Origin of the sequence: Pectobacterium sp. A5351, from assembly GCF_028335745.1 — a bacterium.
Taxonomy (GTDB): domain Bacteria; phylum Pseudomonadota; class Gammaproteobacteria; order Enterobacterales; family Enterobacteriaceae; genus Pectobacterium.
In genome coordinates, this window is record NZ_CP116477.1 from 617,754 (window position 1) to 643,650 (window position 25,897).

Annotated in this window: 25 protein-coding genes; 14 read left to right on the forward strand and 11 right to left on the reverse strand. The window is 54.0% G+C overall.

Annotated elements, in window-relative coordinates:
• Positions 1–2 precede the first annotated feature (2 nt).
• The 7 genes from rbfA to O1Q74_RS02900 all read left to right on the forward strand — a co-directional run bounded on the left by rbfA (position 3) and on the right by O1Q74_RS02900 (position 7,196).
• Positions 3–401 (forward strand): 30S ribosome-binding factor RbfA, encoded by a 399-nt coding sequence (gene rbfA / locus O1Q74_RS02875; protein ID WP_180742916.1) that lies wholly within the window; start codon positions 3–5, stop codon positions 399–401.
• A complete protein-coding gene (gene truB, locus O1Q74_RS02880) occupies positions 401–1,345 on the forward strand; it encodes a tRNA pseudouridine(55) synthase TruB (RefSeq protein ID WP_271875998.1) in 945 nt (314 codons plus the stop codon). The genes rbfA and truB overlap by 1 nt, the downstream gene beginning before the upstream one ends.
• Positions 1,346–1,467: 122 nt before the next feature.
• Positions 1,468–1,737 carry a 30S ribosomal protein S15 gene (gene rpsO, locus O1Q74_RS02885; RefSeq protein ID WP_010279698.1) on the forward strand — a complete coding sequence of 90 codons (270 nt, stop codon included), beginning with the start codon at positions 1,468–1,470 and terminating at the stop codon, positions 1,735–1,737.
• A 249-nt stretch (positions 1,738–1,986) separates the two neighbouring features.
• Entirely contained in the window at positions 1,987–4,107 is a 2,121-nt protein-coding gene (gene pnp / locus O1Q74_RS02890; RefSeq protein WP_271875999.1) for a polyribonucleotide nucleotidyltransferase, read from the forward strand.
• Positions 4,108–4,247: 140 nt separating this feature from the next.
• Positions 4,248–5,132, forward strand: coding sequence for a lipoprotein NlpI (gene nlpI / locus O1Q74_RS02895; protein ID WP_012773292.1), 885 nt, complete (start codon positions 4,248–4,250; stop codon positions 5,130–5,132).
• Positions 5,133–5,242: 110 nt separating this feature from the next.
• Entirely contained in the window at positions 5,243–5,314 is a 72-nt protein-coding gene (gene yrbN, locus O1Q74_RS20330; protein WP_225088091.1) for a protein YrbN, read from the forward strand.
• The gene (locus O1Q74_RS02900) at positions 5,307–7,196 is read left to right on the forward strand and encodes a DEAD/DEAH family ATP-dependent RNA helicase (RefSeq protein ID WP_271876000.1); all 1,890 of its coding nucleotides are present in this window, start codon (positions 5,307–5,309) and stop codon (positions 7,194–7,196) included. Before yrbN ends, O1Q74_RS02900 begins: the two co-directional genes overlap by 8 nt.
• A 111-nt stretch (positions 7,197–7,307) precedes the next feature.
• Here the strand turns inward: O1Q74_RS02900 and O1Q74_RS02905 are convergent, their stop codons facing one another.
• From O1Q74_RS02905 to ubiU, 3 genes are all read right to left on the reverse strand, one after another.
• Entirely contained in the window at positions 7,308–8,315 is a 1,008-nt protein-coding gene (locus tag O1Q74_RS02905) for a luciferase-like monooxygenase (protein ID WP_271876001.1), read from the reverse strand.
• A 164-nt stretch (positions 8,316–8,479) separates the two neighbouring features.
• Positions 8,480–9,358: a U32 family peptidase gene (locus O1Q74_RS02910; protein ID WP_271876002.1), complete on the reverse strand. Its 879-nt coding sequence runs from the start codon at positions 9,356–9,358 to the stop codon at positions 8,480–8,482.
• Between the two features lie 11 nt (positions 9,359–9,369).
• On the reverse strand, positions 9,370–10,365 hold the full coding sequence (gene ubiU, locus O1Q74_RS02915; RefSeq protein WP_039502133.1) for a ubiquinone anaerobic biosynthesis protein UbiU: 996 nt from the start codon (positions 10,363–10,365) through the stop codon (positions 9,370–9,372).
• 375 nt (positions 10,366–10,740) lie between these two features.
• On the opposite strand from ubiU, the gene ubiT reads away from it, so the two are divergent.
• Positions 10,741–11,265 carry a ubiquinone anaerobic biosynthesis accessory factor UbiT gene (gene ubiT, locus O1Q74_RS02920; RefSeq protein ID WP_271876003.1) on the forward strand — a complete coding sequence of 175 codons (525 nt, stop codon included), beginning with the start codon at positions 10,741–10,743 and terminating at the stop codon, positions 11,263–11,265.
• Positions 11,259–11,801: a GNAT family N-acetyltransferase gene (locus O1Q74_RS02925; protein ID WP_263058741.1), complete on the forward strand. Its 543-nt coding sequence runs from the start codon at positions 11,259–11,261 to the stop codon at positions 11,799–11,801. The genes ubiT and O1Q74_RS02925 overlap by 7 nt, the downstream gene beginning before the upstream one ends.
• 11 nt (positions 11,802–11,812) lie before the next feature.
• Here the strand turns inward: O1Q74_RS02925 and O1Q74_RS02930 are convergent, their stop codons facing one another.
• Positions 11,813–12,109, reverse strand: coding sequence for a GIY-YIG nuclease family protein (locus O1Q74_RS02930; RefSeq protein WP_442953135.1), 297 nt, complete (start codon positions 12,107–12,109; stop codon positions 11,813–11,815).
• Between the two features lie 512 nt (positions 12,110–12,621).
• Here O1Q74_RS02930 and deoC point away from each other — a divergent pair.
• The 4 genes from deoC (at position 12,622) to deoD (ending at position 16,935) form a co-directional block, all read left to right on the forward strand.
• Positions 12,622–13,401: a deoxyribose-phosphate aldolase gene (gene deoC / locus O1Q74_RS02935; protein WP_271876004.1), complete on the forward strand. Its 780-nt coding sequence runs from the start codon at positions 12,622–12,624 to the stop codon at positions 13,399–13,401.
• 128 nt (positions 13,402–13,529) lie between these two features.
• Positions 13,530–14,858, forward strand: a complete 1,329-nt coding sequence (deoA, locus tag O1Q74_RS02940; protein WP_271876005.1) for a thymidine phosphorylase — start codon at positions 13,530–13,532, stop codon at positions 14,856–14,858.
• Positions 14,859–14,946: 88 nt separating this feature from the next.
• On the forward strand, positions 14,947–16,170 hold the full coding sequence (gene deoB, locus O1Q74_RS02945) for a phosphopentomutase (RefSeq protein WP_271876006.1): 1,224 nt from the start codon (positions 14,947–14,949) through the stop codon (positions 16,168–16,170).
• Positions 16,171–16,215: 45 nt separating this feature from the next.
• A complete protein-coding gene (deoD, locus tag O1Q74_RS02950; RefSeq protein ID WP_271876007.1) occupies positions 16,216–16,935 on the forward strand; it encodes a purine-nucleoside phosphorylase in 720 nt (239 codons plus the stop codon).
• A gap of 79 nt (positions 16,936–17,014) precedes the next feature.
• Here deoD and O1Q74_RS02955 read toward each other — a convergent pair whose 3' ends face one another.
• From O1Q74_RS02955 to O1Q74_RS02985, 7 genes are all read right to left on the reverse strand, one after another.
• The gene (locus O1Q74_RS02955) at positions 17,015–18,763 is read right to left on the reverse strand and encodes an ABC transporter ATP-binding protein/permease (RefSeq protein ID WP_271876008.1); all 1,749 of its coding nucleotides are present in this window, start codon (positions 18,761–18,763) and stop codon (positions 17,015–17,017) included.
• A 48-nt stretch (positions 18,764–18,811) separates the two neighbouring features.
• Positions 18,812–21,307 carry a TonB-dependent siderophore receptor gene (locus O1Q74_RS02960; protein ID WP_271876009.1) on the reverse strand — a complete coding sequence of 832 codons (2,496 nt, stop codon included), beginning with the start codon at positions 21,305–21,307 and terminating at the stop codon, positions 18,812–18,814.
• A gap of 150 nt (positions 21,308–21,457) precedes the next feature.
• On the reverse strand, positions 21,458–22,435 hold the full coding sequence (locus O1Q74_RS02965) for a FecR domain-containing protein (RefSeq protein WP_271876010.1): 978 nt from the start codon (positions 22,433–22,435) through the stop codon (positions 21,458–21,460).
• The gene (locus O1Q74_RS02970; protein WP_271876011.1) at positions 22,432–22,974 is read right to left on the reverse strand and encodes a sigma-70 family RNA polymerase sigma factor; all 543 of its coding nucleotides are present in this window, start codon (positions 22,972–22,974) and stop codon (positions 22,432–22,434) included. The genes O1Q74_RS02965 and O1Q74_RS02970 overlap by 4 nt, the downstream gene beginning before the upstream one ends.
• A 207-nt stretch (positions 22,975–23,181) precedes the next feature.
• Positions 23,182–23,661: a discoidin domain-containing protein gene (locus tag O1Q74_RS02975; protein ID WP_271876012.1), complete on the reverse strand. Its 480-nt coding sequence runs from the start codon at positions 23,659–23,661 to the stop codon at positions 23,182–23,184.
• Between the two features lie 203 nt (positions 23,662–23,864).
• Positions 23,865–24,308: a ribosomal protein S18-alanine N-acetyltransferase gene (rimI, locus tag O1Q74_RS02980; protein WP_271876013.1), complete on the reverse strand. Its 444-nt coding sequence runs from the start codon at positions 24,306–24,308 to the stop codon at positions 23,865–23,867.
• Positions 24,259–24,690, reverse strand: a complete 432-nt coding sequence (locus O1Q74_RS02985) for a DNA polymerase III subunit psi (protein ID WP_271876014.1) — start codon at positions 24,688–24,690, stop codon at positions 24,259–24,261. The genes rimI and O1Q74_RS02985 overlap by 50 nt, the downstream gene beginning before the upstream one ends.
• Positions 24,691–24,849: 159 nt before the next feature.
• On the opposite strand from O1Q74_RS02985, the gene rsmC reads away from it, so the two are divergent.
• Positions 24,850–25,896 (forward strand): 16S rRNA (guanine(1207)-N(2))-methyltransferase RsmC, encoded by a 1,047-nt coding sequence (gene rsmC, locus O1Q74_RS02990; RefSeq protein ID WP_271876015.1) that lies wholly within the window; start codon positions 24,850–24,852, stop codon positions 25,894–25,896.
• Position 25,897 lies beyond the last annotated feature (1 nt).

Sequence of the window (25,897 nt, forward strand, 5' to 3'; positions counted from 1 at the left end):
TCATGGCAAAAGAATTCAGCCGCACCCAGCGCGTTGCGCAGGAAATGCAAAAAGAAATCGCCATTATCATTCAGCGTGAAGTGAAAGATCCGCGTATCGGCATGGCGACCGTATCCGGTGTGGAAGTTTCTCGCGATCTGGCGTATGCCAAAGTTTTTGTGACCTTCCTGAATGATAACGAGCCAGAACAAGTTAAAACGGCAATAAAAGCACTTCAGGATGCGTCTGGCTTTATTCGTACCCTGGTTGGCAAGGCAATGCGTCTGCGTGTTGTTCCGGCCCTGACCTTCTCCTACGACAATTCGTTGGTTGAAGGGATGAGGATGTCCAATCTGGTGACCAATGTGGTCAGAAACGATACGGAACGTCGTTCTGTGACGGGCGAAGATCAGGAGGATTAATGAGTCGTCCTCGTCGTCGCGGCCGTGATATACACGGCGTATTGCTCGTAGATAAGCCGCAAGGCGTGTCGTCTAATGATGTTTTACAGAAGGTAAAACGGATTTTTAACGCCAACAGAGCGGGTCATACGGGGGCGCTGGATCCATTAGCCACCGGTATGTTGCCGATTTGCCTTGGGGAAGCGACGAAATTTTCCCAATACCTGCTGGATTCAGATAAGCGCTACCGCGTTATTGCTCGCTTTGGGCAACGAACCGACACCTCCGATGCCGACGGTAACGTGATTGAAGAACGTGCGATTGGTTTTTCTGCAACGGAACTGGAGCAGGCGCTGGAAGGCTTTCGCGGTAACACGCAGCAAGTGCCATCCATGTACTCTGCGCTGAAGTATCAGGGGCGTAAGCTGTATGAGTATGCTCGCCAGGGGCTGACGGTTCCGCGCGAAGCGCGTGACATCACCGTGTACGAACTGCAGTTCATTCGCTGGGAAGGCGATGAACTGGAACTGGAGATCCACTGTTCGAAAGGGACGTACATCCGCACCATTATTGACGATTTGGGCGAAAAGCTGGGCTGTGGCGCACATGTGATTTACCTGCGACGCTTGCAGGTTGCCACCTATCCTATCGAAAGAATGGTGACGCTGGAGCAGTTAGCCGCATTGGTCGAGCAGGCTCAGGCGCAAGAACTCTCGCCTTCACTGAGTCTCGATCCTCTGCTTATGCCGATGGAAAGCCCGGTCATGGATTTTCCTGAAGTGAATTTGACACCCGTTGTCGCGGGTTATTTGAAGCTGGGACAGCCTGTTCAGGCCGCGAATGCGCCGCTGAACGGCATGGTGAGAATCACCGAAGGTGACGCGCACAAGTTTATCGGTATGGGTGAAATTGACGGTGATGGCCGCGTTGCGCCACGGCGTCTGGTTGTTGAGTTTCCGGTGTAAACCCGCCTGTTGCTGCCTTGCTATCGCAGAACGCTGAGGGTAGAATAGCGCGGCTTGACTATTGGGTGGCTGAATTAGAGATCGGCGCCTGTTTTTTTATCTATAATGTTTGGAGTATTACAATGTCTCTAAGTGTTGAAGCTAAAGCTAAAATCGTAGCAGACTTCGGTCGTGGCACTAACGATAGTGGTTCTACTGAAGTTCAGGTTGCTTTGCTGACTGCGCAGATCAACCATCTGCAAGGCCACTTTTCTGAGCACAAAAAAGATCACCACAGCCGTCGTGGTCTGCTGCGTATGGTTTCTCAGCGTCGTAAGCTGCTGGACTACCTGAAGCGTAAAGATGTAGCACGTTACACCAGCCTGATCGAACGTCTGGGTCTGCGTCGCTAAGTCTTCTGAGTTTCAGTAGGAAGGGGCCTCTTTTGGCCCCTTTCTTCTAGGAAGCGTTAGCAAAACAGAGTAGTGTATTGTTGTTAATATGATCTTTCATTACAGAGGTTCGCGCGGCTAATGAGAGGCTTTATCTGCATGAGCAAGATAAGGGTTGTCATTAGTCGTGAGGATGTAGTGTAAAGGTCGGGAGTTCACTGGCGCGTTTATCTTGAATACGTGTAGCGCGCCCCAGCTAAGGATATTATTTTGCTGAATCCGATCGTTCGTAAGTTTCAATATGGTCAGCATACCGTTACGTTAGAGACCGGTATGATGGCACGCCAGGCTACCGCCGCTGTGATGGTAAGCATGGATGACACCGCGGTCTTCGTTACCGTTGTCGGCGCTAAAAATGCCAAACCCGGCCAAAGTTTCTTCCCATTAACGGTTAACTATCAGGAGCGTACCTACGCTGCTGGACGTTTCCCTGGTGGTTTTTTCCGCCGTGAAGGCCGTCCAAGCGAAGGCGAAACGCTGATTTCTCGCCTGATCGACCGTCCAATCCGCCCTCTGTTCCCGGAAGGTTTCCTGAATGAAGTTCAGGTGATTGCGACCGTGGTTTCTGTTAACCCACAGGTTAACCCTGACATCGTTGCCATGATTGGTGCTTCTGCGGCGCTGAGCCTGTCCGGTATCCCGTTCAGCGGCCCTATCGGTGCGGCCCGCGTTGGTTACCTGAACGATCAGTATGTCCTGAACCCAACGACGGACGAGCTGAAAGAGAGCCGTCTGGATCTGGTGGTTGCAGGTACAGAAGGCGCGGTTCTGATGGTGGAATCCGAAGCCGATCTGCTGAGTGAAGATCAGATGCTGGGCGCAGTGGTATTTGGTCACGATCAACAACAAGTTGTGATTGAAAACATCAACGCGCTGGTTGCCGAAGCGGGCAAACCGAAGTGGGAATGGCATGCGCCAGAAGTGAATGTTTCTTTAGAGCAGCGCGTACAGGCTCTGTCTGAAGCACGTTTGGGTGACGCTTACCGCATCACTGAAAAACAAGAGCGTTATGCGCAAGTTGACGTCATCAAAGCTGACGTTGAAGCCGCTCTGCTGGCAGAAGATGACACGCTGAACGCGGGTGAAATCCAGGAAATCCTGGGCAACGTCGAGAAAAACGTGGTGCGTAGCCGCGTACTGGCTGGCGAACCGCGTATCGATGGCCGTGAAAAAGACATGATTCGTGGTCTGGATGTGCGCACTGGCGTACTGCCGCGTACCCACGGCTCTGCGCTGTTCACCCGTGGTGAAACGCAGGCGTTGGTAACCGCTACGCTGGGTACCGAGCGTGACGCGCAGACCATCGACGAACTGACGGGTGAACGTACCGATCGCTTCCTGCTGCACTATAACTTCCCTCCGTACTCTGTTGGTGAAACCGGTATGGTGGGTTCGCCTAAGCGTCGTGAAATCGGTCACGGTCGTCTGGCTAAGCGCGGCGTATTGGCCGTTATGCCGAAGGCGAGCGAGTTCCCGTACACCGTACGTGTGGTGTCTGAAATCACGGAATCCAACGGTTCTTCCTCCATGGCGTCTGTCTGTGGTGCCTCTCTGGCACTGATGGATGCGGGTGTGCCGATCAAATCAGCCGTTGCGGGTATCGCGATGGGTCTGGTGAAAGAAGGCGACAACTTTGTTGTTCTGTCCGACATTCTGGGTGACGAAGACCACCTGGGCGATATGGACTTCAAAGTTGCCGGTAGCCGTGAAGGTATCACCGCGCTGCAGATGGATATCAAGATCGAAGGGATTACCCGTGAGATCATGCAGGTTGCTTTGAATCAGGCCAAAGGTGCACGTTTGCATATTCTGGGCGTGATGGAACAGGCAATCCGCACGCCGCGTGGCGATATCTCTGAATTTGCACCACGTATTCACACCATCAAGATCAGCACCGATAAGATCAAAGATGTTATCGGTAAAGGTGGCTCTGTGATTCGTGCGCTGACGGAAGAAACCGGCACCACGATTGAAATCGAAGACGATGGTACTGTGAAGATCGCTTCAACCGACGGCGAAAAAGCGAAACATGCGATTCGTCGTATTGAAGAGATAACTGCCGAAATCGAAGTTGGCCGCGTGTATCAGGGTAAAGTTACCCGCATCGTTGACTTTGGTGCTTTCGTCGCTATTGGTGGCGGCAAAGAAGGCCTGGTGCATATTTCTCAGATCGCCGACAAGCGCGTAGAGAAAGTGACTGACTACCTGCAAATGGGTCAGGAAGTGCCGGTCAAGGTTCTGGAAGTTGATCGTCAGGGCCGCGTGCGCTTAAGCATCAAAGAAGCAACAGCGCAAACTCAGGAAGCGGCAGCCCCGTCTTCTGAGGAATAACGACTGTTAGAAAACGGTCTTATGGCACCTTGTCTGATTATCATGGCAAGGTGCCACGTCTATCGTAAGGGTATGGATGTCCTTGCGTTGAGCGGTCCGGGACAGGATGTTCATCCAATGTTTGTCTTCGGGAGTGGGAAATGAAGCCTTTCTTGCGCTGGTGTTATGTTGCAACAGCACTCATGCTGGCAGGATGCAGCAACACGGATTGGCGTAAAGACGCAGTATTGGCGATTCCGTTACAGCCTACTTTACAGCAGGAAGTGATTCTGGCACGCATGGAACAAATCCTTGCAAGCCGGGCATTAACCGATGATGAGCGAGCACAGCTATTATATGAGCGCGGAGTGCTGTATGATAGTCTCGGGTTACGGGCATTGGCGCGGAATGATTTTTCACAAGCGCTGACGATCCGCCCTGATATTCCAGAAGTTTTTAACTATTTGGGTATCTATTTAACGCAGGCAGGCAATTTTGATGCTGCCTATGAAGCGTTTGATTCTGTACTAGAGCTTGATCCAACTTACAATTACGCGCGTTTAAACCGGGGCATCGCTTTGTATTACGGCGGTCGCTACCTGTTAGCGCAGGATGATCTGCTGGCGTTTTATCGAGACGATCCGAATGATCCTTTCCGTTCGTTGTGGCTGTATCTTGTGGAGCGAGAAATCAATCCAGAGACGGCCAAAGTTGCGTTGAAGAAACGCTATGACGACGCCAAGAAAGGGCCTTGGGGATGGAATATTGTCGAATTCTACTTGGGTGGTATCAGTGAAAAAACACTGATGCAGCGTTTACAGGAAGAAGCTACGGATAACACTTCGCTCGCTGAGCATCTCAGTGAAACTGACTTCTATTTAGGTAAGCACTACCTAAGTCTGGGGGACAAGAACACCGCCTTGGCGCTGTTCAAGCTGACGGTTGCCAACAACGTCCATAACTTTGTTGAGCACCGCTATGCATTGTTGGAATTGGCGCTATTAGGCCAAGAGCAAGACGACCTATCAGGATCGGACCAGCAATAGCTGACGAACACGTAATCAGCCTGAAAAACTTCGGTTATCACCTTCACGGGTGAGGGCTTTTTTGTTCGCTTTTTAATCCAATTTGAGCCGGTTCACACTTTTCAATGAAAATGACTGAAAATTTTCACGACGAGTTATGTAGACTGGCCGCCATGTGTAATGAGGCACGTGTACATGACTGATTTAGTAACTTCTTTTGCCGATTTGGGGTTGAACACCTCTATCCTTAATGCCCTGACTGATTTGGGCTATGAAAAACCGTCTCCGATTCAGGCGGAATGTATTCCTCACCTGCTGAATGGTCGCGATGTGCTGGGTATGGCACAGACCGGTAGCGGTAAAACTGCAGCGTTCTCTCTGCCATTACTGAACAACCTGAAACCTGAGCTTAAAGCACCACAGATTCTGGTGCTGGCACCGACCCGTGAGCTGGCGGTGCAGGTAGCAGAGGCCTGCAATGATTTCTCCAAACACATGCACGGCGTGAACGTTGTCGCACTGTACGGCGGCCAACGCTATGACGTGCAACTGCGCGCGCTGCGTCAGGGTGCGCAGATTGTCGTGGGTACGCCGGGTCGTCTGCTGGATCACCTGAAACGCGGTACGCTGGATCTGTCCAACCTGAGTGGTCTGGTGCTGGACGAAGCCGATGAAATGCTGCGTATGGGCTTCATCGAAGATGTTGAAAACATCATGGCGCAGATCCCTGCTGAACATCAGACTGCGCTGTTCTCTGCGACCATGCCAGAAGCGATCCGCCGCATTACGCGCCGCTTCATGAAAGATCCGCAGGAAGTTCGCATTCAATCCAGCATTACCACGCGTCCAGACATCAGCCAGAGCTACTGGACTGTGCAGGGTATGCGTAAAAATGAAGCGCTGGTACGCTTCCTGGAAGCGGAAGATTTTGATGCGGCGATTATTTTCGTTCGTACCAAGAATGCGACGCTGGAAGTGGCTGAAGCTCTGGAGCGTAGCGGTTACAACAGTGCCGCGCTGAATGGTGACATGAACCAGGCGCTGCGTGAGCAAACGCTGGAGCGCCTGAAAGATGGCCGTCTTGATATTCTGATCGCGACCGACGTTGCGGCGCGTGGTCTGGACGTTGAGCGTATCAGCCTGGTTGTTAACTACGATATCCCGATGGATGCCGAGTCTTACGTTCACCGTATTGGTCGTACTGGCCGTGCGGGTCGTGCGGGTCGCGCTCTGCTGTTTGTTGAAAACCGTGAACGTCGCCTGCTGCGCAACGTTGAGCGCACAATGAAGCTGACTATTCCTGAAGTGGAATTGCCGAATGCTGAATTGCTGGGTCAACGTCGTCTGGCCAAGTTTGCCGCTAAAGTACAGCAGCAGCTTGAAAGTAGCGATCTGGATATGTACCGCGCGCTGCTGACTAAGCTGCAACCGCAGGAAGAACTGGATATCGAAACGCTGGCTGCTGCGCTGCTGAAAATGGCGCAGGGCGAACGTCCTCTGATTCTACCACCGGATCCTGTGTTCCGTCCTCGTCGCGAATTCCGCGATCGTGATGATTCCCGTAGTGATTCACGTGGCGATCGTCGCCGCGATCCGCGCGATTCTCGTGACAGCCGTGACGGTGATCGTCCGCAACGTCGTGAGCGTCGTGATGCAGGTGAGATGGAGCTGTATCGCATCGAAGTGGGCCGTGATGACGGTGTTGAAGTTCGTCACATCGTTGGTGCCATTGCTAACGAAGGTGATATCAGCAGCCGCTATATCGGTAACATCAAGCTGTTCGCGTCTCACTCGACGATTGAACTGCCGAAAGGTATGCCGGGTGACCTGTTATCACACTTTACCCGCACGCGTATTCTGAACAAACCGATGAACATGCAATTGCTGGGTGATGCTCAGCCGCATGAACGTCGTGGCGGTGGCCGTCCTGGTGGCGAACGCCGTGATGGCGCCGCTCCACGCCGCTCTTTCGGCGGTGGTGAACGTCGTGAAGGTAACGGTGGTGAGCGTCGCGAGCGTTCTTTCAACCGTGATAACCGTGATGGTGCTTCACGCGCTCCACGTCGTCGTCCTGCTGACGCGTAAGCTTCACTTCGGCTTGTTGTAATACAGGCCGTTGTCACAACATCAGCTTCAATGCAAAACGACCCGTTTCAGGGTCGTTTTTTTTGGCTAAAGCCAATCCATCAACGTGTGTTACAGCGTTTGCCGGACATCCATCGCAATTTCAAAAGATTGCAGGCGTGCCTGATGGTCAAATATTTGGCCATTGATCATCACTTCATCCGCCCGTGTTTCTCGCAGAAGACTCTGCAATCCATGACGCACCTTGGTGCGATCGCCAACAATGGACAACCGTAATGCTTGATCCGCGCCAAACTGCTCGGCAGGCGATCCGACCGTGTCGATGTTTTCTACCGGAGCGGGGAGCGGGCCCGGTGTACCACGGCGCAGGTTGATGAACTGCTGCTGCATCGAGGTAAAGAGGAAACGCGCATCCCGATCGCTCTCTGCCGCAACTACATTGACGCATACCATCGCGTAAGGTTTGGCGTGGGTGGCTGAAGGAATAAAGTGCTCGCGATAGAGCCGGAACGCTTCCAGCAACATATCGGGCGCGAAATGGGCGGCGAAGGCAAAAGGTAATCCCAGTCTTGCGGCCAACTGCGCGCTGTACAGGCTGGAACCCAATAGCCAGATCGGTACGTGTAAACCTTGTCCCGGAACGGCTTGTACTGGCTGGCCCGGCTGTGCATCGGCGAAGTAGCGTTGCAATTCCTGCACATCGCGTGGGAAATCTTCAATATCGGCATTCAGGTGACGGCGCAGCGCCATCATGGTGCGCTGGTCGGTGCCGGGAGCACGGCCTAATCCCAAATCGATACGGCCGGGATACAGCGACTCCAGCGTACCAAATTGCTCTGCAATGACGAGCGGCGAGTGGTTTGGCAGCATCACGCCGCCAGAACCGAGACGGATGCGCGCCGTTCCCGAGGCAAGGTAGCCGAGCAGCACGGATGTTGCTGCACTGGCGATACCGGTCATGCTGTGGTGTTCCGCCAGCCAATAGCGGTGATAGCCCCATTTTTCTGTATGTTGCGCCAGATCCAGCGAGCGATGGAAGGCGTCACGTGCTGTCGCACCTTGCGGAATAGGCGCAAGATCGAGGACGGAAAACACGGCAGCTTGGGAAGGTGTGGACATAATATGACTCACTTTGTTGTTCACTGACTCCACCCATTCAGTGGATGCTAATGCCGTCAGTCAATGGTGAAAGTCAGATCAGTATGCGGGAATGTCGATGTTATGCGTAATGCAAAGGTGCGGTTGAGGGAAAAGGGCGGCAGACCGCCCAGATAGAATGTGGGTTACGGGACAAGCTCAAGGCCAGCGACGCGGCGCCAGTAGCCGTTACAATCGGCCTGATTTTCCAGCGCTAACGGTGCAGTGCCTTGTTCGTTGGCGCGGAATTTATCCAGCATCGCCAGCGTGCTGATATCGTTCGGCGACAGCCGGACAATATCGACCAGATCCCGCATCGACGTCAGCTCGTTGCCGAGATTGTAGCAATAGCCGCTTTGCGTCTGGATACCATTCAGGACAAAGACCTGTTGGTTCTCCTGCGACAGCATTTTTCTGCCTTGCGGGTAACTAAGGCAGCAGGTTTCACATTCGTCTTTTGGCCGATCTTCTGAACGCGCGGTGAAGCAGCGGGCGGAATAGGCTAACGGCAAATGGCCGTAGCTGAGCACTTCCACTTCAAACTGATGGCGAAAGCCAAGCTCGTCACACTGATTCAGCAGGTTTTGCAGCCAGTCACGGGAAAGCTCGACTGGCATGCACCAGCGCACCATACCTTGTTTATGCAGCACACGTAGGGTGTATGCGTTGTAGCAGTTGAGCGCGTGTCCGGCGACAAACGGCAGGTTGCGCTCGGCTGCGATGTTAACTGCACCCAGATCGTTCGCTTCCAGCAAGAACTCGCCGTTTTCCACATAGCGCTTCAGTTCCGTAAGTTCAGACGGAGCTTGTAAGAGCGCGAGTGTCGAGATCACCACCTGTTTGCCGCTGCTGGCGACTTCACGGGCCACGTTGAACCAGTCTGCCACTTTCATCAGTCGGCGCTTGCTGCACACGGTTTCGCCGAGATAGACGATATCGGCGCTGCTGCTTATCGCAGCCTGATAAAATGCCTCGACGTCCTCTTTCGGCCAATAGTAGAGAATATTCCCTAATGCGTATTTCATATGTTCTCCCGCTACTGCCATTTACGGTGATAAGCGCCGAGCGTGGTCTGCGTGCCTTCGGCCACCGCACCTAACGCGTCCATCCAGGCCTGCGTTGGCACGAATGTCTCAGGATTGGCGCGGCAGCGATCGATAGCCTGCCGCCATACTTGCGTAATTTGGCTAACATAGGCCGGACTACGCTGGCGACCCTCTATCTTCACGGAAGCAATATTGGCGGCCATCAACTCAGGCAGCAGCTCCAGCGTGTTCAGGCTGGTGGGTTCTTCCAGCGCGTGATAGCGCTGCCCATCAACGAGGTAGCGGCCTTTACACAGCGTGGGATAACCGGCGTTTTCATCATCCTGATAGCGGTCGATCAGAATGTTGTTCAGGCGCGATTCCATGCCGTTTTCCGTCTGCTGCCAGCGTACAAATCGCGCTGGCGAGCAAGCACCCACGGTATTCGGTGATTCACCGGTCAGATAAGACGAGAGATAACAGCGGCCTTCCGCCATGATGCACAGGCTACCGAAGGCGAACACTTCGAGCGGCACTGGGCTGGTGCGGGCGATTTGCTTCACCTGATGGATGGACAGCACGCGTGGCAGAACAATACGTGAAACATCAAAATGACGATGATAAAAACGGATTGCTTCGGTGTTTGTTGCAGAAGCCTGAACCGACACGTGACGCTCGATGTGGGGGTAGCGCTCGGCGGCATACTCCAGCATGGCGAGATCGGCGAGGATCAGCACGTCGGCTCCGATTTGTGCCGCCATGTCCACAGCACGTTGCCAGCGCTGGTAGCCGTCCGGGTGAGCAAACGTATTGATGGCGATATGCAGTTTACGCCGATGGCGGTGCACGTATTCGCGTGCTTCCTGGAGTTTCTTATCGGTAAAATTCAGCCCGGCAAAATGACGTGCGTTGGTGTCGTCCTTCAGGCCGATATAGACCGCATCTGCGCCATTATCGATGGCCGCTTTCAGTGCCGGCAGGTTGCCGGCGGGGCAAAGCAATTCCATACACAATCCTTCATTAATCCCTTCGGTGCCGTCGCGGCTCGTACGATCAATGATGTTTAGACTGACGATCGCTGTTGATGACGGCGTTCTGCCATCACCCCTACGGGCTGTCACGAGCGATGCTGAAAATCGTTTACGACGATTTTTATCAGTCGATGAATGTTGTTAACGATTGGGAATCTTAATTAACCCATCAGGTAAGGACTTTGATTTAAGGCAGTTTATGGTGCTAATCGTCGCGCAAGGACAAAATCTGTTGGGCATAATCGGATAACCGACTAAATTATTGACATAGACCTCTTCCGCTCGCGGTGGATGTGGCAAAATGTTTGCAGATTATCTGAACAGTCAGATTGCTTTAAGAGGAGTACGCCAGTGTTGGAAAAACTACGAGCGCAGATTGTGCGTCAGGGACCGAGCTTATTAGGTAAGCCACTCAAGTTCACTCCCTTTGCGCTACAGCGTCAGGTTTTGGAACAGATGTTGGGCTGGCAGTTCCGTCAGGCGCTGGAAGAGGGCGATCTGGCATTTCTCGAAAGCCGCTGGCTGAAAATTGAGGTGCGCGACGTTGGCCTGCAATGGTTTATGACGCTGCGCGATGGTCGTCTGGTGGTGAGCCATGACGAGACGCCCGATGTCAGCTTCAGTGCAGACGCGAACGATCTGATTTTGATCGCCGCGCGTAAAGAAGATCCCGATACGCTCTTTTTCCAGCGTCGTCTGCGCATTGAGGGTGACACCGAGTTAGGTTTGTATGTGAAGAACCTGATGGATGCCATTGAGCTGGAAGCCATGCCCGCGCCGCTGCGTATTGGCTTGCTGCAACTGGCTAATTTTGTGGAAGCCGGTTTACAGGAGGGCGCAGTGCAAACGACGAATCACGCGCCAGTATCATGTTAGTTCGGGTGGAAATCCCCGTCGATGCCGCAGGGATCGACAGCTTATTGCGCCGTGCTTTTCCAACGGGAGCGGAAGCGGATCTGGTTCACCAACTGCGTGAAGACGGCTTATTGACGCTCGGCGTCGTGGCAACCGATGATGAAGGCGGCGTAGTGGGCTACGCGGCATTCAGCCCGGTGCTGATCGACGGTGAAGATCGACAGTGGGTGGCGCTTGCGCCGCTGGCGGTAGAAGAGAGCCTGCGCCGACAGGGCGTGGGAGAGAAGCTGGTTTACGAAGGGTTGGATGCGCTGAATGAATTTAGCTACACCGCTGTCGTCGTACTGGGCGAGCCAGCGTACTACTCTCGCTTTGGTTTCGTTCCGGCGACAGAGCACCAACTGCATTGTCGCTGGCCAGACAGTGAGTCTGCTTTTCAGGTCTACCCACTGGCGGATAACCATGTTGTCGGCGAAGGGCACTCTGAGAGCGAAAGCGGCTTTGAAAGCGCGAGCGGGTTGGTTGAATACGCCGAACCGTTTAACCGCTTTCTCTAGTTGATAGCATATCAATACATCGTGTCTGAAATGCATAGCGTCTGAGGCTGGTCTTGTACCAGCCTTTCTTTTTGGCTTTTGCTCAACTGCTTAATGCGATATTCCAGCTTGAGTGCGTCTGAGCGATCGCCCGCCAGACAGTGAAACACCAGCGTCAGCTCCCCTTTGCCCCGTAGCGCTTTCGCCCCTTTTCCCGTTTGATGTTGATTCAGGCGGCGGCTGACATCCGTCGTAATACCCGTGTACAGCGCCCCAGCGACCGTGCGCAGTATGTACACATACCAGTGAGGAGGGTTGGAATATTTCATCATGAGGTCTGGTTCGGGGGAGATATTAATCACGATAGTCGCCCTACATGTAAGAGTGCGATAGCCATATATTTATCATAACGATCGGTGCAGAGAAAAGTAAGCACAGGGTAACGTATTGATGTGGAGTCCCCATTCAGAATGCGATAACACACTATGATTAGCTCAGAGTGGTCGATAGGATGAATTACTTTGAGTGACAAAAATCACATATAATCACTATCTATTGCATTTCTCTTACATCAAGTGTGAATGAATGCACAAAATAGTCCGGCATGGCGTGTTCAAATGTCTGACGGGTTCACGTTTTTAAGCCGTTTCTTTCGGTGTTGAAATCATCACAGGATGAAGGGTAGAGGAAGGCTGATTGCGGTGAGAAGGATCTCGGTGCCGCTACAGGTTGTTTCTCCTGAGCGCTATCTTCAAGGAACCAAGTCCGCTCGCCAAACGTGCTGGTTTACACCAGTTAATGTTCAGGGCCGGTTAGACCGGCTGACGAGTTGGAGAGTTGTATGACCAAGCTGATCATGGCCGCGCAGCGCGCGCTGACGCTGATGGATTTAACCACGCTGAATGAGGACGATACGGATGAAAAAGTGACGGCACTCTGCCGTCAGGCAAACAGCCCGGCAGGAAAAACGGCTGCTATCTGTATCTATCCACGTTTTATCCCCCTGGTGAAAAAGCTCCTGCGTGAGCAGGGTACGCCAGATATCCGTATCGCGACGGTGACCAATTTCCCGCACGGCAATGATGATGTTGAGATTGCGGTTGCAGAAACCAGAGCGGCGATCGCCTACGGTGCCGATGAAGTCGATGTCGTGTTCCCTTACCGTGCACTGCTCGCAGGCAACGCGCAAATCGGTTTTGAGCTGGTGCAGGCGTGCAAAACGGTGTGTCAGGATGCCCATGTGCTGTTGAAAGTGATCATCGAAACGGGCGAATTGAAACAGGATGCGCTGATTCGTCAGGCGAGTGAAATTGCCATTGATGCGGGTGCGGACTTCATTAAAACCTCAACCGGTAAAGTGCCCGTGAATGCGACGCCAGAGAGCGCGGCGATCATGTTGAAAACGATCCGCGATAAAGGCGTAGGCGAGCGCGTTGGTTTTAAAGCGGCTGGCGGTGTGCGTAACGCGGAAGATGCCGCTATTTATCTGCAACTGGCGGACGATATCATGGGCGCTGAATGGGTGACGGCGCAGCATTTTCGCTTTGGTGCCTCCAGTTTACTGGCCAGCCTGCTGACCACGCTTGGCCATGCCGCTACCGCTCCACAGGGCAGTTACTAATCACGTGCAGACGGTGCACGATTTTATTCGTGACAACCTTTTGTTTATAAAAATATTTTTCACAACAGCACAGGCATTCGCAGCGATAGGCTGCGGAGCCATATCTGAATTCATCAGGAGTACAGACCTTGTTTCTGATTCAGGAAATTATTCGTAAGAAGCGTGACGGCAAAGCACTGAGTGAAGAAGAGCTTCGCTTCTTTATCAACGGTATTCGTGACAATACCGTCTCCGAAGGCCAGATTGCGGCTCTGGCGATGACCATTTATTTTCATGACATGTCGATGGATGAACGCGTGGCGCTGACGCTGGCGATGCGTGACTCTGGCACGGTGCTGGACTGGAAAAGTCTGAACCTGAACGGCCCGCTGGTGGACAAACACTCTACTGGCGGCGTGGGGGATGTCACGTCGCTGATGCTGGGGCCGATGGTCGCTGCCTGCGGGGGCTACGTCCCGATGATCTCTGGGCGTGGTTTAGGCCATACCGGCGGCACGCTGGATAAGCTCGAAGCGATTCCGGGACTGGATATCTTCCCTAACGATGACGATTTTCGTCACATCATCCAGCAGGTTGGCGTTGCGATTATTGGGCAGACCTCCTCGCTGGCTCCGGCGGATAAACGCTTTTATGCCACGCGTGATATTACCGCCACGGTCGATTCAATCCCGCTGATCACCGCGTCGATTCTGGCGAAGAAGCTGGCTGAAGGGCTGGATGCGCTAGTGATGGACGTTAAAGTGGGGTCCGGGGCGTTTATGCCGACCTATGAATTGTCCGAACAACTGGCGCAGGCGATTGTCGGCGTCGCGAATAACGCGGGGTGCCGCACCAGCGCGTTGCTGACTGACATGAATCAGGTGCTGGCCTCTAGCGCAGGCAACGCGCTGGAAGTGCGGGAAGCCGTGCGTTTCCTGACGGGTGAGTGCCGCAATCCGCGTCTGTATGATGTTACTATGGCGCTCTGTGGCGAGATGCTGCTGGCGGGCGGGTTGGCAAACTCGGCGGACGAGGCACATTCACGTCTACAGGCCGTGTTGGATAATGGAAAGGCGGCTGAAATCTTTGGCCGCATGGTTGCCGCACAGCACGGTCCGGGCGATTTTGTCGAACGCTATGATCGTTATCTGCCAGTGGCGACATTAAGTAAACCGGTGTTCGCGACGCGTGAAGGCATCGTGACCGCAATGGATACCCGCGCGTTGGGAATGGCGGTTGTATCGCTGGGCGGCGGCCGTCGTCAGGCTACCGATACGATCGATTACAGCGTCGGCTTGGATAGCATGATCAGTCTGGGTGAGCGCGTTGACGCGCAGCGCCCGCTGGCGGTGATCCATGCCAATACGGAAGCGCAATGGCAGCAGGCAGCGAATGAGGTTCGCGCCGCGATCCAACTGGGCGACACGGCGCCAGAAAAGACCCCAAGGGTCTATCGTCGGGTGAGTGCAGAAGCGTGATCGCCAGAGTGGGTTAGTGATTGTTTTGAATTGATGTTCCCCTGCCTGTAGGCAGGGCGTTAGCGCAGAGCTGCGCGGGAGAAAAAGAATGAAACGTGCATATATTATGGTTCTTGACTCGTTTGGTATCGGCAGCAGTGCTGATGCAGAGCGTTTTGGCGATGTGGGTTCGGATACGCTGGGCCATATCGCTCAGGCGTGTGCGGCAGGAACGGCGGATAAAGGGCGCAGCGGCCCGCTGCATTTGCCGAACCTGAGCCGTCTGGGGCTGGGGAAAGCCGCTGAGGCCTCAACGGGAACGTTCCCGGCAGGATTGGATGAAAACGCGGACATCATCGGTGCTTACGCGCACGCCAGTGAAATCTCTTCGGGTAAAGATACGCCGTCAGGTCACTGGGAAATTGCCGGTGTGCCTGTCCTGTTCGACTGGGGCTATTTTAAAGATGAAGAAAACAGTTTTCCGCAGGAGCTGCTGGATAAACTGGTAAAACGCGCCAATCTGCCGGGCTATCTGGGCAACTGCCACTCTTCCGGTACGGTGATTCTGGATCAACTGGCCGAAGAGCACATGAAAACCGGCAAACCGATTTTCTACACCTCTGCGGATTCCGTGTTCCAGATTGCCTGCCATGAAGAAACGTTCGGTCTGGATAAGCTGTACGAGCTGTGTGAAATCGCCCGCGAAGAGCTGACCGAAGGGAATTACAACATCGGGCGCGTGATCGCACGTCCGTTTATCGGCGACAAACCCGGCAACTTCGAGCGTACTGGCAACCGTCACGATCTGGCCGTTGAACCGCCAGCGCCGACCATTCTGAAAAAGATGGTGGAGGAAAAAGGCGGTGAAGTGGTTTCGGTCGGTAAAATTGCGGATATCTACGCGCAGGTCGGTATCACGAAGAAAGTGAAGGCGACCGGCATCGATGCGCTGTTTGACGCCACGCTGAAAGAGATGGATAGCGCGGGCGACAACACTATCGTGTTTACCAACTTTGTTGATTTTGATTCCGCCTACGGCCACCGTCGCGATATTCCGGGCTATGCTGCTGCGCTGGAGCTGCTTGACCGTCGCCTGCCAGAAATGCTGTCCCGCGTGAAAGGCGACGACATCCTGATTCTGACGGCTGACCACGGCTGTGACCCAAGCTGGCACGGCACCGATCACACCCGCGAGAACGTCCCGGTGTTGATCTATGGCCCGAACGTGAAGCCGGGTTCATACGGCCACCGTGAAACCTTCGCCGATATCGGGCAGACGGTTGCGGCCTACTTTGGCCTGTCGCCTATGGACTACGGTAAATCGATACTGTAAAACACACCGTTTTTACGTGAACTTGATTAATTAAGGAATAAACGCATGGCTACGCCACATATTAATGCAGAAATGGGTGATTTCGCTGACGTAGTACTGATGCCGGGTGACCCGCTGCGTGCTAAGTACATTGCAGAAACCTTTCTGGAAAATGCCCGCGAAGTGAACAACGTGCGTGGCATGTTAGGGTTCACGGGGACCTACAAAGGCCGTAAAATTTCAGTAATGGGCCACGGTATGGGTATCCCATCCTGCTCAATCTATGCGAAAGAACTGATCACCGAATTCGGCGTGAAGAAGATCATTCGCGTGGGTTCCTGCGGCGCGGTACGTGAAGATGTACAACTGCGCGACGTGGTGATCGGTATGGGCGCCTGTACGGATTCCAAAGTGAACCGCATGCGTTTCAAAGATCACGACTACGCGGCGATTGCCGATTTCGACATGGTGCGCAATGCCGTTGATGCTGCCAAAGCGCGTGATGTTTCTGTGCGCGTAGGTAACCTCTTCTCCGCCGATTTGTTCTACACGCCAGACCCGCAGATGTTCGACGTGATGGAAAAATACGGCATCCTGGGTGTGGAAATGGAAGCGGCTGGCATCTACGGCGTCGCGGCAGAGTTCGGTGCGAAAGCGTTGGCCATCTGTACCGTTTCTGACCACATTCGTACCGGCGCACAGACTACCTCGGAAGAGCGTCAAAACACGTTCAACGAGATGATCGAAATCGCGCTGGAATCCGTTCTGCTGGGCGATAACGAGTAATATCACACGAGCCCGGACATTCACTCCGGGCTGTATTTTCCTGTTGTTTACTCACATCGTTTCTTTCAAACGGTTCCCTTCAACTCTTTCCGTAAGATACCTGTGAGATGTCTGTCTCTGGTGGCGTAATCGAATGATCGATCGCGTAGCTCTCGGCTTCCTCTATTTTCTCTGGCGCGAGTGGCGTTAAGCGTATCTGATGTGTGAAGCAGGCCAATACCGCAGGCTGATGGCTGACGGCCAGCACAATAGTGTGCGGTAGCACAATCCTGATTTGCTCTAACAACTGAATTGCCGCTGCGTCATCGAGCTGGCTGGTGGCTTCATCCAGACAAAGTAGCGCCGGGCGCAGCAGTAGTGCACGGGCGAGTGACAGGCGCTGTTGTTCGCCGCCTGATAGTTTCCTGCTCCAGTTTGCTTTGTCGTCCAGACGCGGAATTAACGCGGTCAGTCCGGTTTGTTCCAGCACCGCGATCGTCTGCGCGGTATCCGCTAGCGGTGCCTGCGGGTAACACAGCACCTGACGTAGCGTGTCCTGCGGCAAATAGGCTTTTTGCGGCAAAAACAGTGTGCGGCCTACAGGGAAATGCCAGTCTCCTTGCGAAACTGGCCACAATCCCGCCAGAGCACGCAGCAGCGTGGTTTTCCCCGTGCCGCTGGCTGCGCTGAATGCCGCCCATTCGCCAGACTGAAGCCTGAGCGTCAGCGGCGCGAAATACGGCGAACCATCGGGGCGCGGTACGGACAGCGCGTTGATGTGCAGAGCATGGCCTTCATGACGTGGTGCCTCTGGTACAGGTAATTGCTGTAAGCGGTGCTGGAATTCCCACAGTCGCTCAATCGTGGAAGACCATTGAACCAGTTGGCGATAGGCATCGATAAACCAGCCAAAAGCATCCAGTACATAGCCGAAGGCCGATCGCGCCTGCATAATCGCCCCGAGGCTAACCTGACGAGCGAGAAACAGCGGCAGGGTAGCGAAAACCGGGATAATCAGGCTGAAGCGGAAATAGCTGGTCGTAAAGCTTTCCAGACGGAATTCCCGTGCCATTAGGCGCTGCCAGTTTTGCACAATGGGCAGGAAGTGTTGCCGCATTCGCTGTTGCTCAGCGTCGCTCCCCTGATAAAACGCAATTTGCTCGCTGTTATCCCGTACCCGCAGCAGCGTGGCCCGATAGTCGGCCTCCGTCCGCTGACGCTCAATGTTCAGCTTGTGCAGACGGTGGCCTAGCAGGTGTGTTATCACGCTCGCCAGTACGGCGTAAATCAGTGCGATCCACACCAGATAGCCGTGTATCGTGATGCTGTAGCCGCCTAATGTGAAGGTATGGACGCCGGACAGTTGCCAAAGAATGGCGATGAAGGAGAAAAAGCGGGCGGTATTTTTCAGCAACGAGAGGAGGAGTTCGAGGCTTTGCTCTATCAGCAGGCGAATATCCTCCGCGATACGCTGGTCGGGGTTATCTAGCCCTGCGCTGAGCCGATAGTGGGCGTGATTGCGCAGCCAGTTCTGTTCATACTGGTGGGTCATGGTATCGCGCCAGCGGATAATTAGCTGTTTCTTGAGCCAGTTGCCGCAGATGATCACCAGCACGAACAGTAGCGTATAGGCCAGATAGCGCACGGCCATATCGTAGATTGAGGCGTGCTGAAAGTAGTCGGCCAGCGCGTCGTAAAAGTCCCGACTCCAGTTGTTGTACTGCACGCTGATCCACACGACGGAGAGCGTCAGGCTCATAATCAGCAGCAGTAACAGCCAGAGCAAGGTTGCACGCGTGGTCAGCCAGAAAGGCGCGACCAGCGTATAAAAGCGTTTAAGTGTTTGCATAATGGATTGGGCGATGGCCTGCCAGCCGAGGTTGGCAGGCGCATTCGCTTAGAAATCCCACTTCGCGGTCAGCATGAAATTGCGTGGGTCGCCGTAATAGTTGTTGCCGCTACGATGGCGGTTGTTCAGGTTTAAGAAGTAAGTTTTATCTGTCAGGTTATTGCCCACCAGATTGAAGCTCAGGTTCTTGCTGTACTGATAGCGGACATTGGCGTTAAACAGCGTATAGCCGCCCTGATGCAGGCCAAAAACGCGGTTTGGATAGGTTTGCGTATCGCTCTGTGCCGTCATCCCAGCGCCAACCGTCCATTGATTCAGATGACCAGGCAGATTGTATGAGGTGTAGAGCTTGAACATATGCTGCGGCGTACGTGGGCTGAACTGTGCGGCTCTTTCACTGGCGCTGCCTTCAAGATATTTACTGTTGGTCAGGGTGTAACCCGTCTGAATCTGCCAACCTTCAGCCAGTTTCCCCGTGACATCCAGTTCTACCCCTTGGCTGCGTACCTTACCTTCAGCACGGGAACAACCGCTATTGGGATCTCGGCAAACGGAACTGTCTGCTTCGGCGAGCGCACGGTTGGACTGAATAATGCGGAACAGTGCCAGTGAAGCATTCAGATCGCCGTCAAAAAACTCGCCCTTCACGCCGGTTTCATAGTTGGTGCCGGTAATGGCGGGCAGCAAATTGTTGTTTTTGTCACGTGCACTCTGAGGTTTATAGATTTCAGCATAGCTCAGATACCAAGTGTAGTTGTCAGCAAAGTCCCACAGTAGGCCGCTATAAGGTACAAATTGATCGCGAACGTGCAGGCTACTGTATTCCTTGTCGCTAGTATTGCGCTGGTTATCGTAATAATAGTCGTAGCTATAAGCGCTGTAGCGGCCGCCGAGGATCAGTTTCCAGTCATCGGCCAACTCCCAACGTGTGGTGGTAAACAGCCCACGCTGATAAATATTATATTGTTCTCTATAACGGGCACTGTAGAGACTAAGGTTCGACCAATCGGGCTCTGCGACTGAGTTGGGATCCCAATTATAGATATTGGCACTGGTGGTGTTCGCAATACGGCCAATGGCGTTGTCGAAGTTCTCTTTCTGATAGTCACCGCCGAACACCAGTTCGTGGCTACGTCCCAATAACTCAAACGGACCACTTACACTGAGGTTATAGCCCCATTGATCGCTCTTGTTGTCATAGTGCAGAGCATTGTTTAATCGACTGACACCCGTAGTGGGATCGACGCCTGCTGTTCCATTCATAATACCGATATAACGTTCTTTAGACGTGCCGTGTGTATAGTTAAGCGCGCTCTTGATAGCCCAGTTGTTCTCAAAGTTATGTTCGAATTCAGCAAATGGATTGATCTTTTCAAAGTTAATTCGGTTCCAACTGGCACCCAGAAAGGTTGAGCGAGGTAGGTTTAAATTACGTTTATCAGTGCCAAATGGAACACCATAAAGATCGGGTACCACATCGGTTTTTTGCCAATTAATTCCTGTAGTGAAGGTAGTATTGGGCGTGATGTCCCATGCAAGTGTGCCAAATAGCACTTTGCGCTCGCTGCCAACGTAATCGGTGAAGCTCTGTTTATCCTGATAAACGCTAACCAGACGACCACGTACGCTGGCGTCGTCATTGAGTGGGCCAGAAACGTCTATTTCATTACGGTAGTTATCCCAACTTCCGACGCTAGTACTCGCAGATGCCTGAAAATCATAGGTAGGTTTTTTACGAACCAGATTGACTGTGCCGCCAGGTTCACCGCTACCCTGTGTGAGACCAGAAGCACCGCGTAGCACTTCAACACGGTCATAAATAGCCAGATCGGGTGATTCACTTGTCGACTGGCTGGCATTCATCACGCTGTTTTGTGATGACAGACTGACACCATTCTCTTTGATATTATCCATCGCGAAAGCACGTGACTCGTATTTCACCTGAAAGCTGTTCTGATTGACCACGTTAATGCCGGTGGTTTGCTTCATGGCCTCATCCAGAGAGGTCATATTCTGATCATCCATGCGCTGGCGCGTCACAATGCTCACCGACTGCGGTGTTTCTCGCGGTGACAGATTCAACTGCGTTGCGGTGTTCATGCTGCGCGTGGTGTAGGACTGAGTGCTTTCGGTCACGCCATTGCGGTTGACGCCCGCAACCACCAGCATTTCATCTCCCTGCGCTATTCTCTGCAAGCGCCAGACGCCGTTAGGCTGCGGAATCACCTGAAGCCCGCTTCCGGCGAGCAATGCCGAAAACCCGCCATCCACGCTGTAGTTTCCTTGCAGTGACGGCCCGGCTTTTCCTGTCGCCAGTTGTGCATCGCCGACCAGATACACGCCTGACTGGGCAGCAAACTGGTTTAGCTGCTGGTTAAGCGGTCCGGCAGGAACTGCGTAGGTTTTGGTTGCTGCCGCGGCTGTCGTTTCCGCTGCGACTGCGGTGGAATGAGTGAGCAACGGTGCGCCGCACAGCAGCAGGTGAACGGCGATTGCCAGTTTGGAAGGAGCGCGCGGTGTAGAGAAAAATGGAATCAATGCCATGAAAATTCGCCTTCTGACTCAGAGTAAAAATGGGTGGTTTTACTGTGAATCGAACGGCAGCGGAGAAAGGGGAACTCAAAAGAGAAAATTTTTTGGCTGTATCCCCAAAAACGGTATTCAAAAAAGTGGTATCCAAAAAAGGCGGGGATATCAGCGCGGCTCGACGGTCACCCACCACGGAAAACGCTGATGGATGCGAACCGGGAAAGTCTGTTCCAGCATGTTCAGTGCCATGTCGGTGTCAGTTAAGGGGAAGGTGCCCATCACGCGTAAATCAGCGATGGCGGGCTGGCATGCCAGATAGCCGTGGCGGTAGCGAGACAGTTGCGCTACGACCTCGCCCAGCGGCATGTTGTCTGCCTGTAGTACGCCGTGTGCCCAGCCGGCATCGTTCTGCTGATTGGGCTCGATGTCCCCCTGACCGTTGGTGTTAAAGCGCAGGTGATAGCCTGCGTTGACCCGACGTGCGGCGGCAGCGTATCTGGCGCTGACGTCGACGGCGTGTTGGTACACGGTAAGCGTGGTGGTATCCGATGCCTGCGCGACGCTGAAACGCGTACCCAGCGCCTGCAAGCGTCCTTGCGCGGTGGTGACAAAGAAAGGACGGGGGTCGGCGGCGGTATCAATCAGAATGTCCCCCGCTAGCAGGGCGATTTCCCGACGCTGGTCGCTGTAACGGATATCAATCGCGCTGGCGGTGTTCAGCCATAGCCGGGTGTTGTCCGGTAAGATCAGCGATTTGATTTCACCCACTGCGCTGTGATGATCGGCCGTCATCGCCAGCAGCGAATTTTTTAGCGGCGTATGGCGGTAAGTCAGCCAAGACAGCAGTGAACCCGTGCTGAGTAGGGCTGCGAGTTTGAGCGCGCGGCGGCGCGTCATCGGCTCAGATTGGTGTAGCAGCGCATTCAGCGCGGGTTGCTGACCTTCACCACGCAGCGGCTGGAAGCGTTGGCTGACCGTGAGCACGTATTCCCAGGCATGGCGATGTTCCTCGCTTTCCTCCATCCAGCGCTGCCAATGGTGGTAGTACTCATCGCCAGGTTCCCGATCGCACAGTTGAGCGTACCACTCTGATGCCTGCTGCAAGGCAATAAAGCTGGGTTTGTTCAGGCTGGGGTTATTCATGAATGAACGGCCCGGCAGTCCGCGCCTATCTCTGCCTCCAGCAGCACACAGTGCAACATAGCCTGCGCCATGTATTTTTTCACCATGCGTTCGGAAACGCCCAGCGCCTCGGCAATCTCCCGATAGGGTAATCCCTGTACCTGCGCCATGATGAACGCGGCGCGCACCTTCTCGGGCAGCGCGCGCAGCATGGCATCGACCTGATACAGCGTTTCGAGAATGATGTTGCTGTCTTCCGCTGACAGCGCAACCGGCTCCGGCTGTTCGGCAAGCGAGGCGAGCCAGGCGCGCTCAATTTCCCGTTTGCGCCAGAGGTCGACACACATGCCCTGTGCCATCACGCTCAGATAAGCCCGCGCTCCCGCGTGGTTGTCGAACTGGCGTGGCTTTAACAGCAGGCGTACAAACACATCCTGCGCCAGATCGGCCGCATCGCACAGATTTCCCAGCCGTTTGCGCAATAGCCCCTGCAACCAGCCATGATGCTGACAATAGAGCTGATGCATATCTGCTGAGGTATCGATATTGGCTGATGACATGTCTGATGCCTGAAATGAAACGATAGGAGGTCAAATTTCAGGCAGATTTTAATTGAGAATGATTTTTATTTCAATGCTAAGGAAAATGTGGGTACTGCTGGAAGGGGAAAGGTGAGGGAGTGTTTCGCAATGTGTGGGCGGCAGGGCGTGGTGCGGTTCAACGATATCAGAAGAGGCCGGCCTTAATGCCGGCCTCTCGCGATAACGTTACTTAATCGCTTGAGCAGGAACCTGCGCAGCGCTATTAAAGCTGATCTCGTTTATCGCGCTCCATTTGTTCACATCGGTGCCAAACGTATCCAGTTTGAAGAATTTGGCTTTAACGGCTGGAAAGGTGAATTTTTCACCGTCTTTGGCATTGCTGGAGGTGACCAGATTGTCAGCCAGCTTTTTCCAGGTTTTACCGTCGGTGGAGTAGGAGACGGAGAACTTCAGTTTACGCTCGTCCGCTTTGAAAGGAACAAGAACAAAGTTCTCAACTGATTGTTCTTTATCCAGTTCTAATTGAACCCAGCTCTCACCGTTTGCCGCCCAGCGTGTTTTGACGTCGCCATCGGCAATGTTGGCAGGCTTGTGGCCTTTGTCTGAATCATAAGAGGAGGCGGTTACCGCCGTTACTTGTACCGCATAAGCGGAAAGAGAGAATAAGCCGCACAGGAGCGTCGTAGCCAGAGTGTATTTTTTCATATTATTCCTCGTAGATAACGGATAAACCATGCCATGCCTGCAAACCAGAAACATGAAATGGAACGTGATTGTAATAAAAAAGAAACAAAGGTTTATTTACGAGGATCACGTTGTAGGGATCTTTTTGTCGAAAAAAAACGCAGAGCGGGATGGGGCGCACATTATGGCACCCGCCGAGTGGCGAATGCCGTAGGCAAAAGGTGTTAGCCGAGCGGCAGCGCCATGAGAATCGCGTCTTCCCTGCCTTGTGCCGTGGGGTAATAATCGCGGCGCACGGAGACTTCGTTAAAGCCCAGACTTTCATAAAGCGCAATGGCGCGTGCGTTTGACTCGCGTACTTCCAGCCACAGCGTCAGAATGCCACGTCGCTCCATTTCGTCGATCAGGTATTCCAACAGCTGGCGACCCAAGCCCTGACGCTGATAATCGGGATGCACGGCGATGTTGAACAGCGTCGCTTCATCCAGCACGACCTGCGTGATGGCGTAGGAGGCAAGTTGCCCGTCATGGCTCAGCTTGATGTTGAAATAACGTTCCCCCTGATTGCTGACAAACGTTTTTTCCGTCCAGGGAAAGGCGTGGCTGGCTTGTTCAATTTTAAAGGCTTGTGCCAGATCGGCTGGCGTCAGAGAAGATATCGTGTTCATGTTCACAGATCTGCTGCCATAACGCCCGTTTGGCGTCGGCATTTTGATAAAGTTCGGAAAGCTTAGGGCTGGAAAGCTGAATACCCTGTAGCGCAATGGGGGCTGCGATGCCTAACCGCCAGCTATGGCAGCGTGCGTCGGCGGGCAGCATCTCGAGCTGCTGCGGCGTCAGCCGATAGGCTTGTGCAGGGGTCAGCGCCAGACTGTGCAGGACATCGGCCAGCAGCGGTTCATCATCGGCCAGCGGCTCGGCGGAGACAATCACCAGACGCACCTGTACGGGCAGACTGACGGCGATTTCGCCTTGCAGCACAGTCGGGCGACGCAGCGTCCACTGCGTAATTCCCAGTTGCTGTAGCAGCCTGTCACGTCTTGATTCCATGCGTTATCCTGTCTGGCGGGCGAGAAAATGTGTCGTGCCTATGCTAACAAACCCCGTCAGACTGCGCCAACGTCGGTGCGGTTATTTCCTCTCCGCGCTGCAACTTCGGGGGCGAAGCGTATATAATCCCCCGCTCAATGATTAAGGAGCCGTAGCCCGATGTCCGCATTAACCCCCGCCAGTGAAGTCATACTGCGCCACAGTGACGAATTTCTTTCACGCCGTGTTCTGTTTGCCGGTGATTTGCAGGATACCCTGCCTGCGCAATTTGAGGCGGCGTCGGTGCGTGTCCACTGCAACCAATATCACCACTGGCAGCAGATGGCAAAGCCACTTGGGGAGAATGCTCAATACGGTCTGGTGGCGGATACGGCGCTGGTGGCGGATAGCGACACGCTGATTTATTATTGGCCGAAGAGCAAACAGGAAGCGGAATTCCAGTTGCGTAACCTGCTGTCCCTGCTGCCGGTTGGCGCGGAAATCTTCGTGGTTGGGGAAAACCGCAGCGGCGTGCGCAGCGCCGAAACCGTGCTGTCTGACTTCGTCGAGTTGGTGAAAATCGACAGTGCACGCCGCTGCGGGCTTTACCATGGTCGAATCGATAAGCAGTCCAGCTTCACGCTGGATGACTGGTGGGATGAGTATGTGACGGATGGCGTGATCGTCAAAACGCTTCCGGGCGTCTTCAGCCGTGATGATCTGGATCCGGGCAGTCGACTGCTGCTGTCTACGTTTGAGCCGCACATGAAAGGCAAAGTGCTGGATATCGCCTGCGGGGCGGGCGTGCTGGCATCGGTGCTGGCGAAGCAGTCGCCGAAAATCCGTCTGACGCTGAGCGATGTCAGCGCGGCGGCGGTGGAGTCCAGCAAAGCTACGCTGGCGGCGAATGCGTTAGAAGGCGAGGTGATTGCGAGCAACGTCTATTCCGACATTAATGGCCGCTTCGATATGATTGTCTCCAATCCGCCATTCCACGACGGCTTACAGACTAGCCTGCAAGCCGCGGAAATGCTGATTCGTGGTGCGGTATCCCATCTACCGGTTGGCGGGCAGCTACGTATCGTCGCTAACGCCTTCCTGCCTTATCCCGCGCTGCTTGATGCGGCGTTTGGTAGCCATGAAGTGCTGGCGCAAACCGGACGCTTCAAGGTGTATCAGGCTACCGTGGGTCGCCCGCCGCGTACAGGCAGTAAAGGTCGTCGGTAAT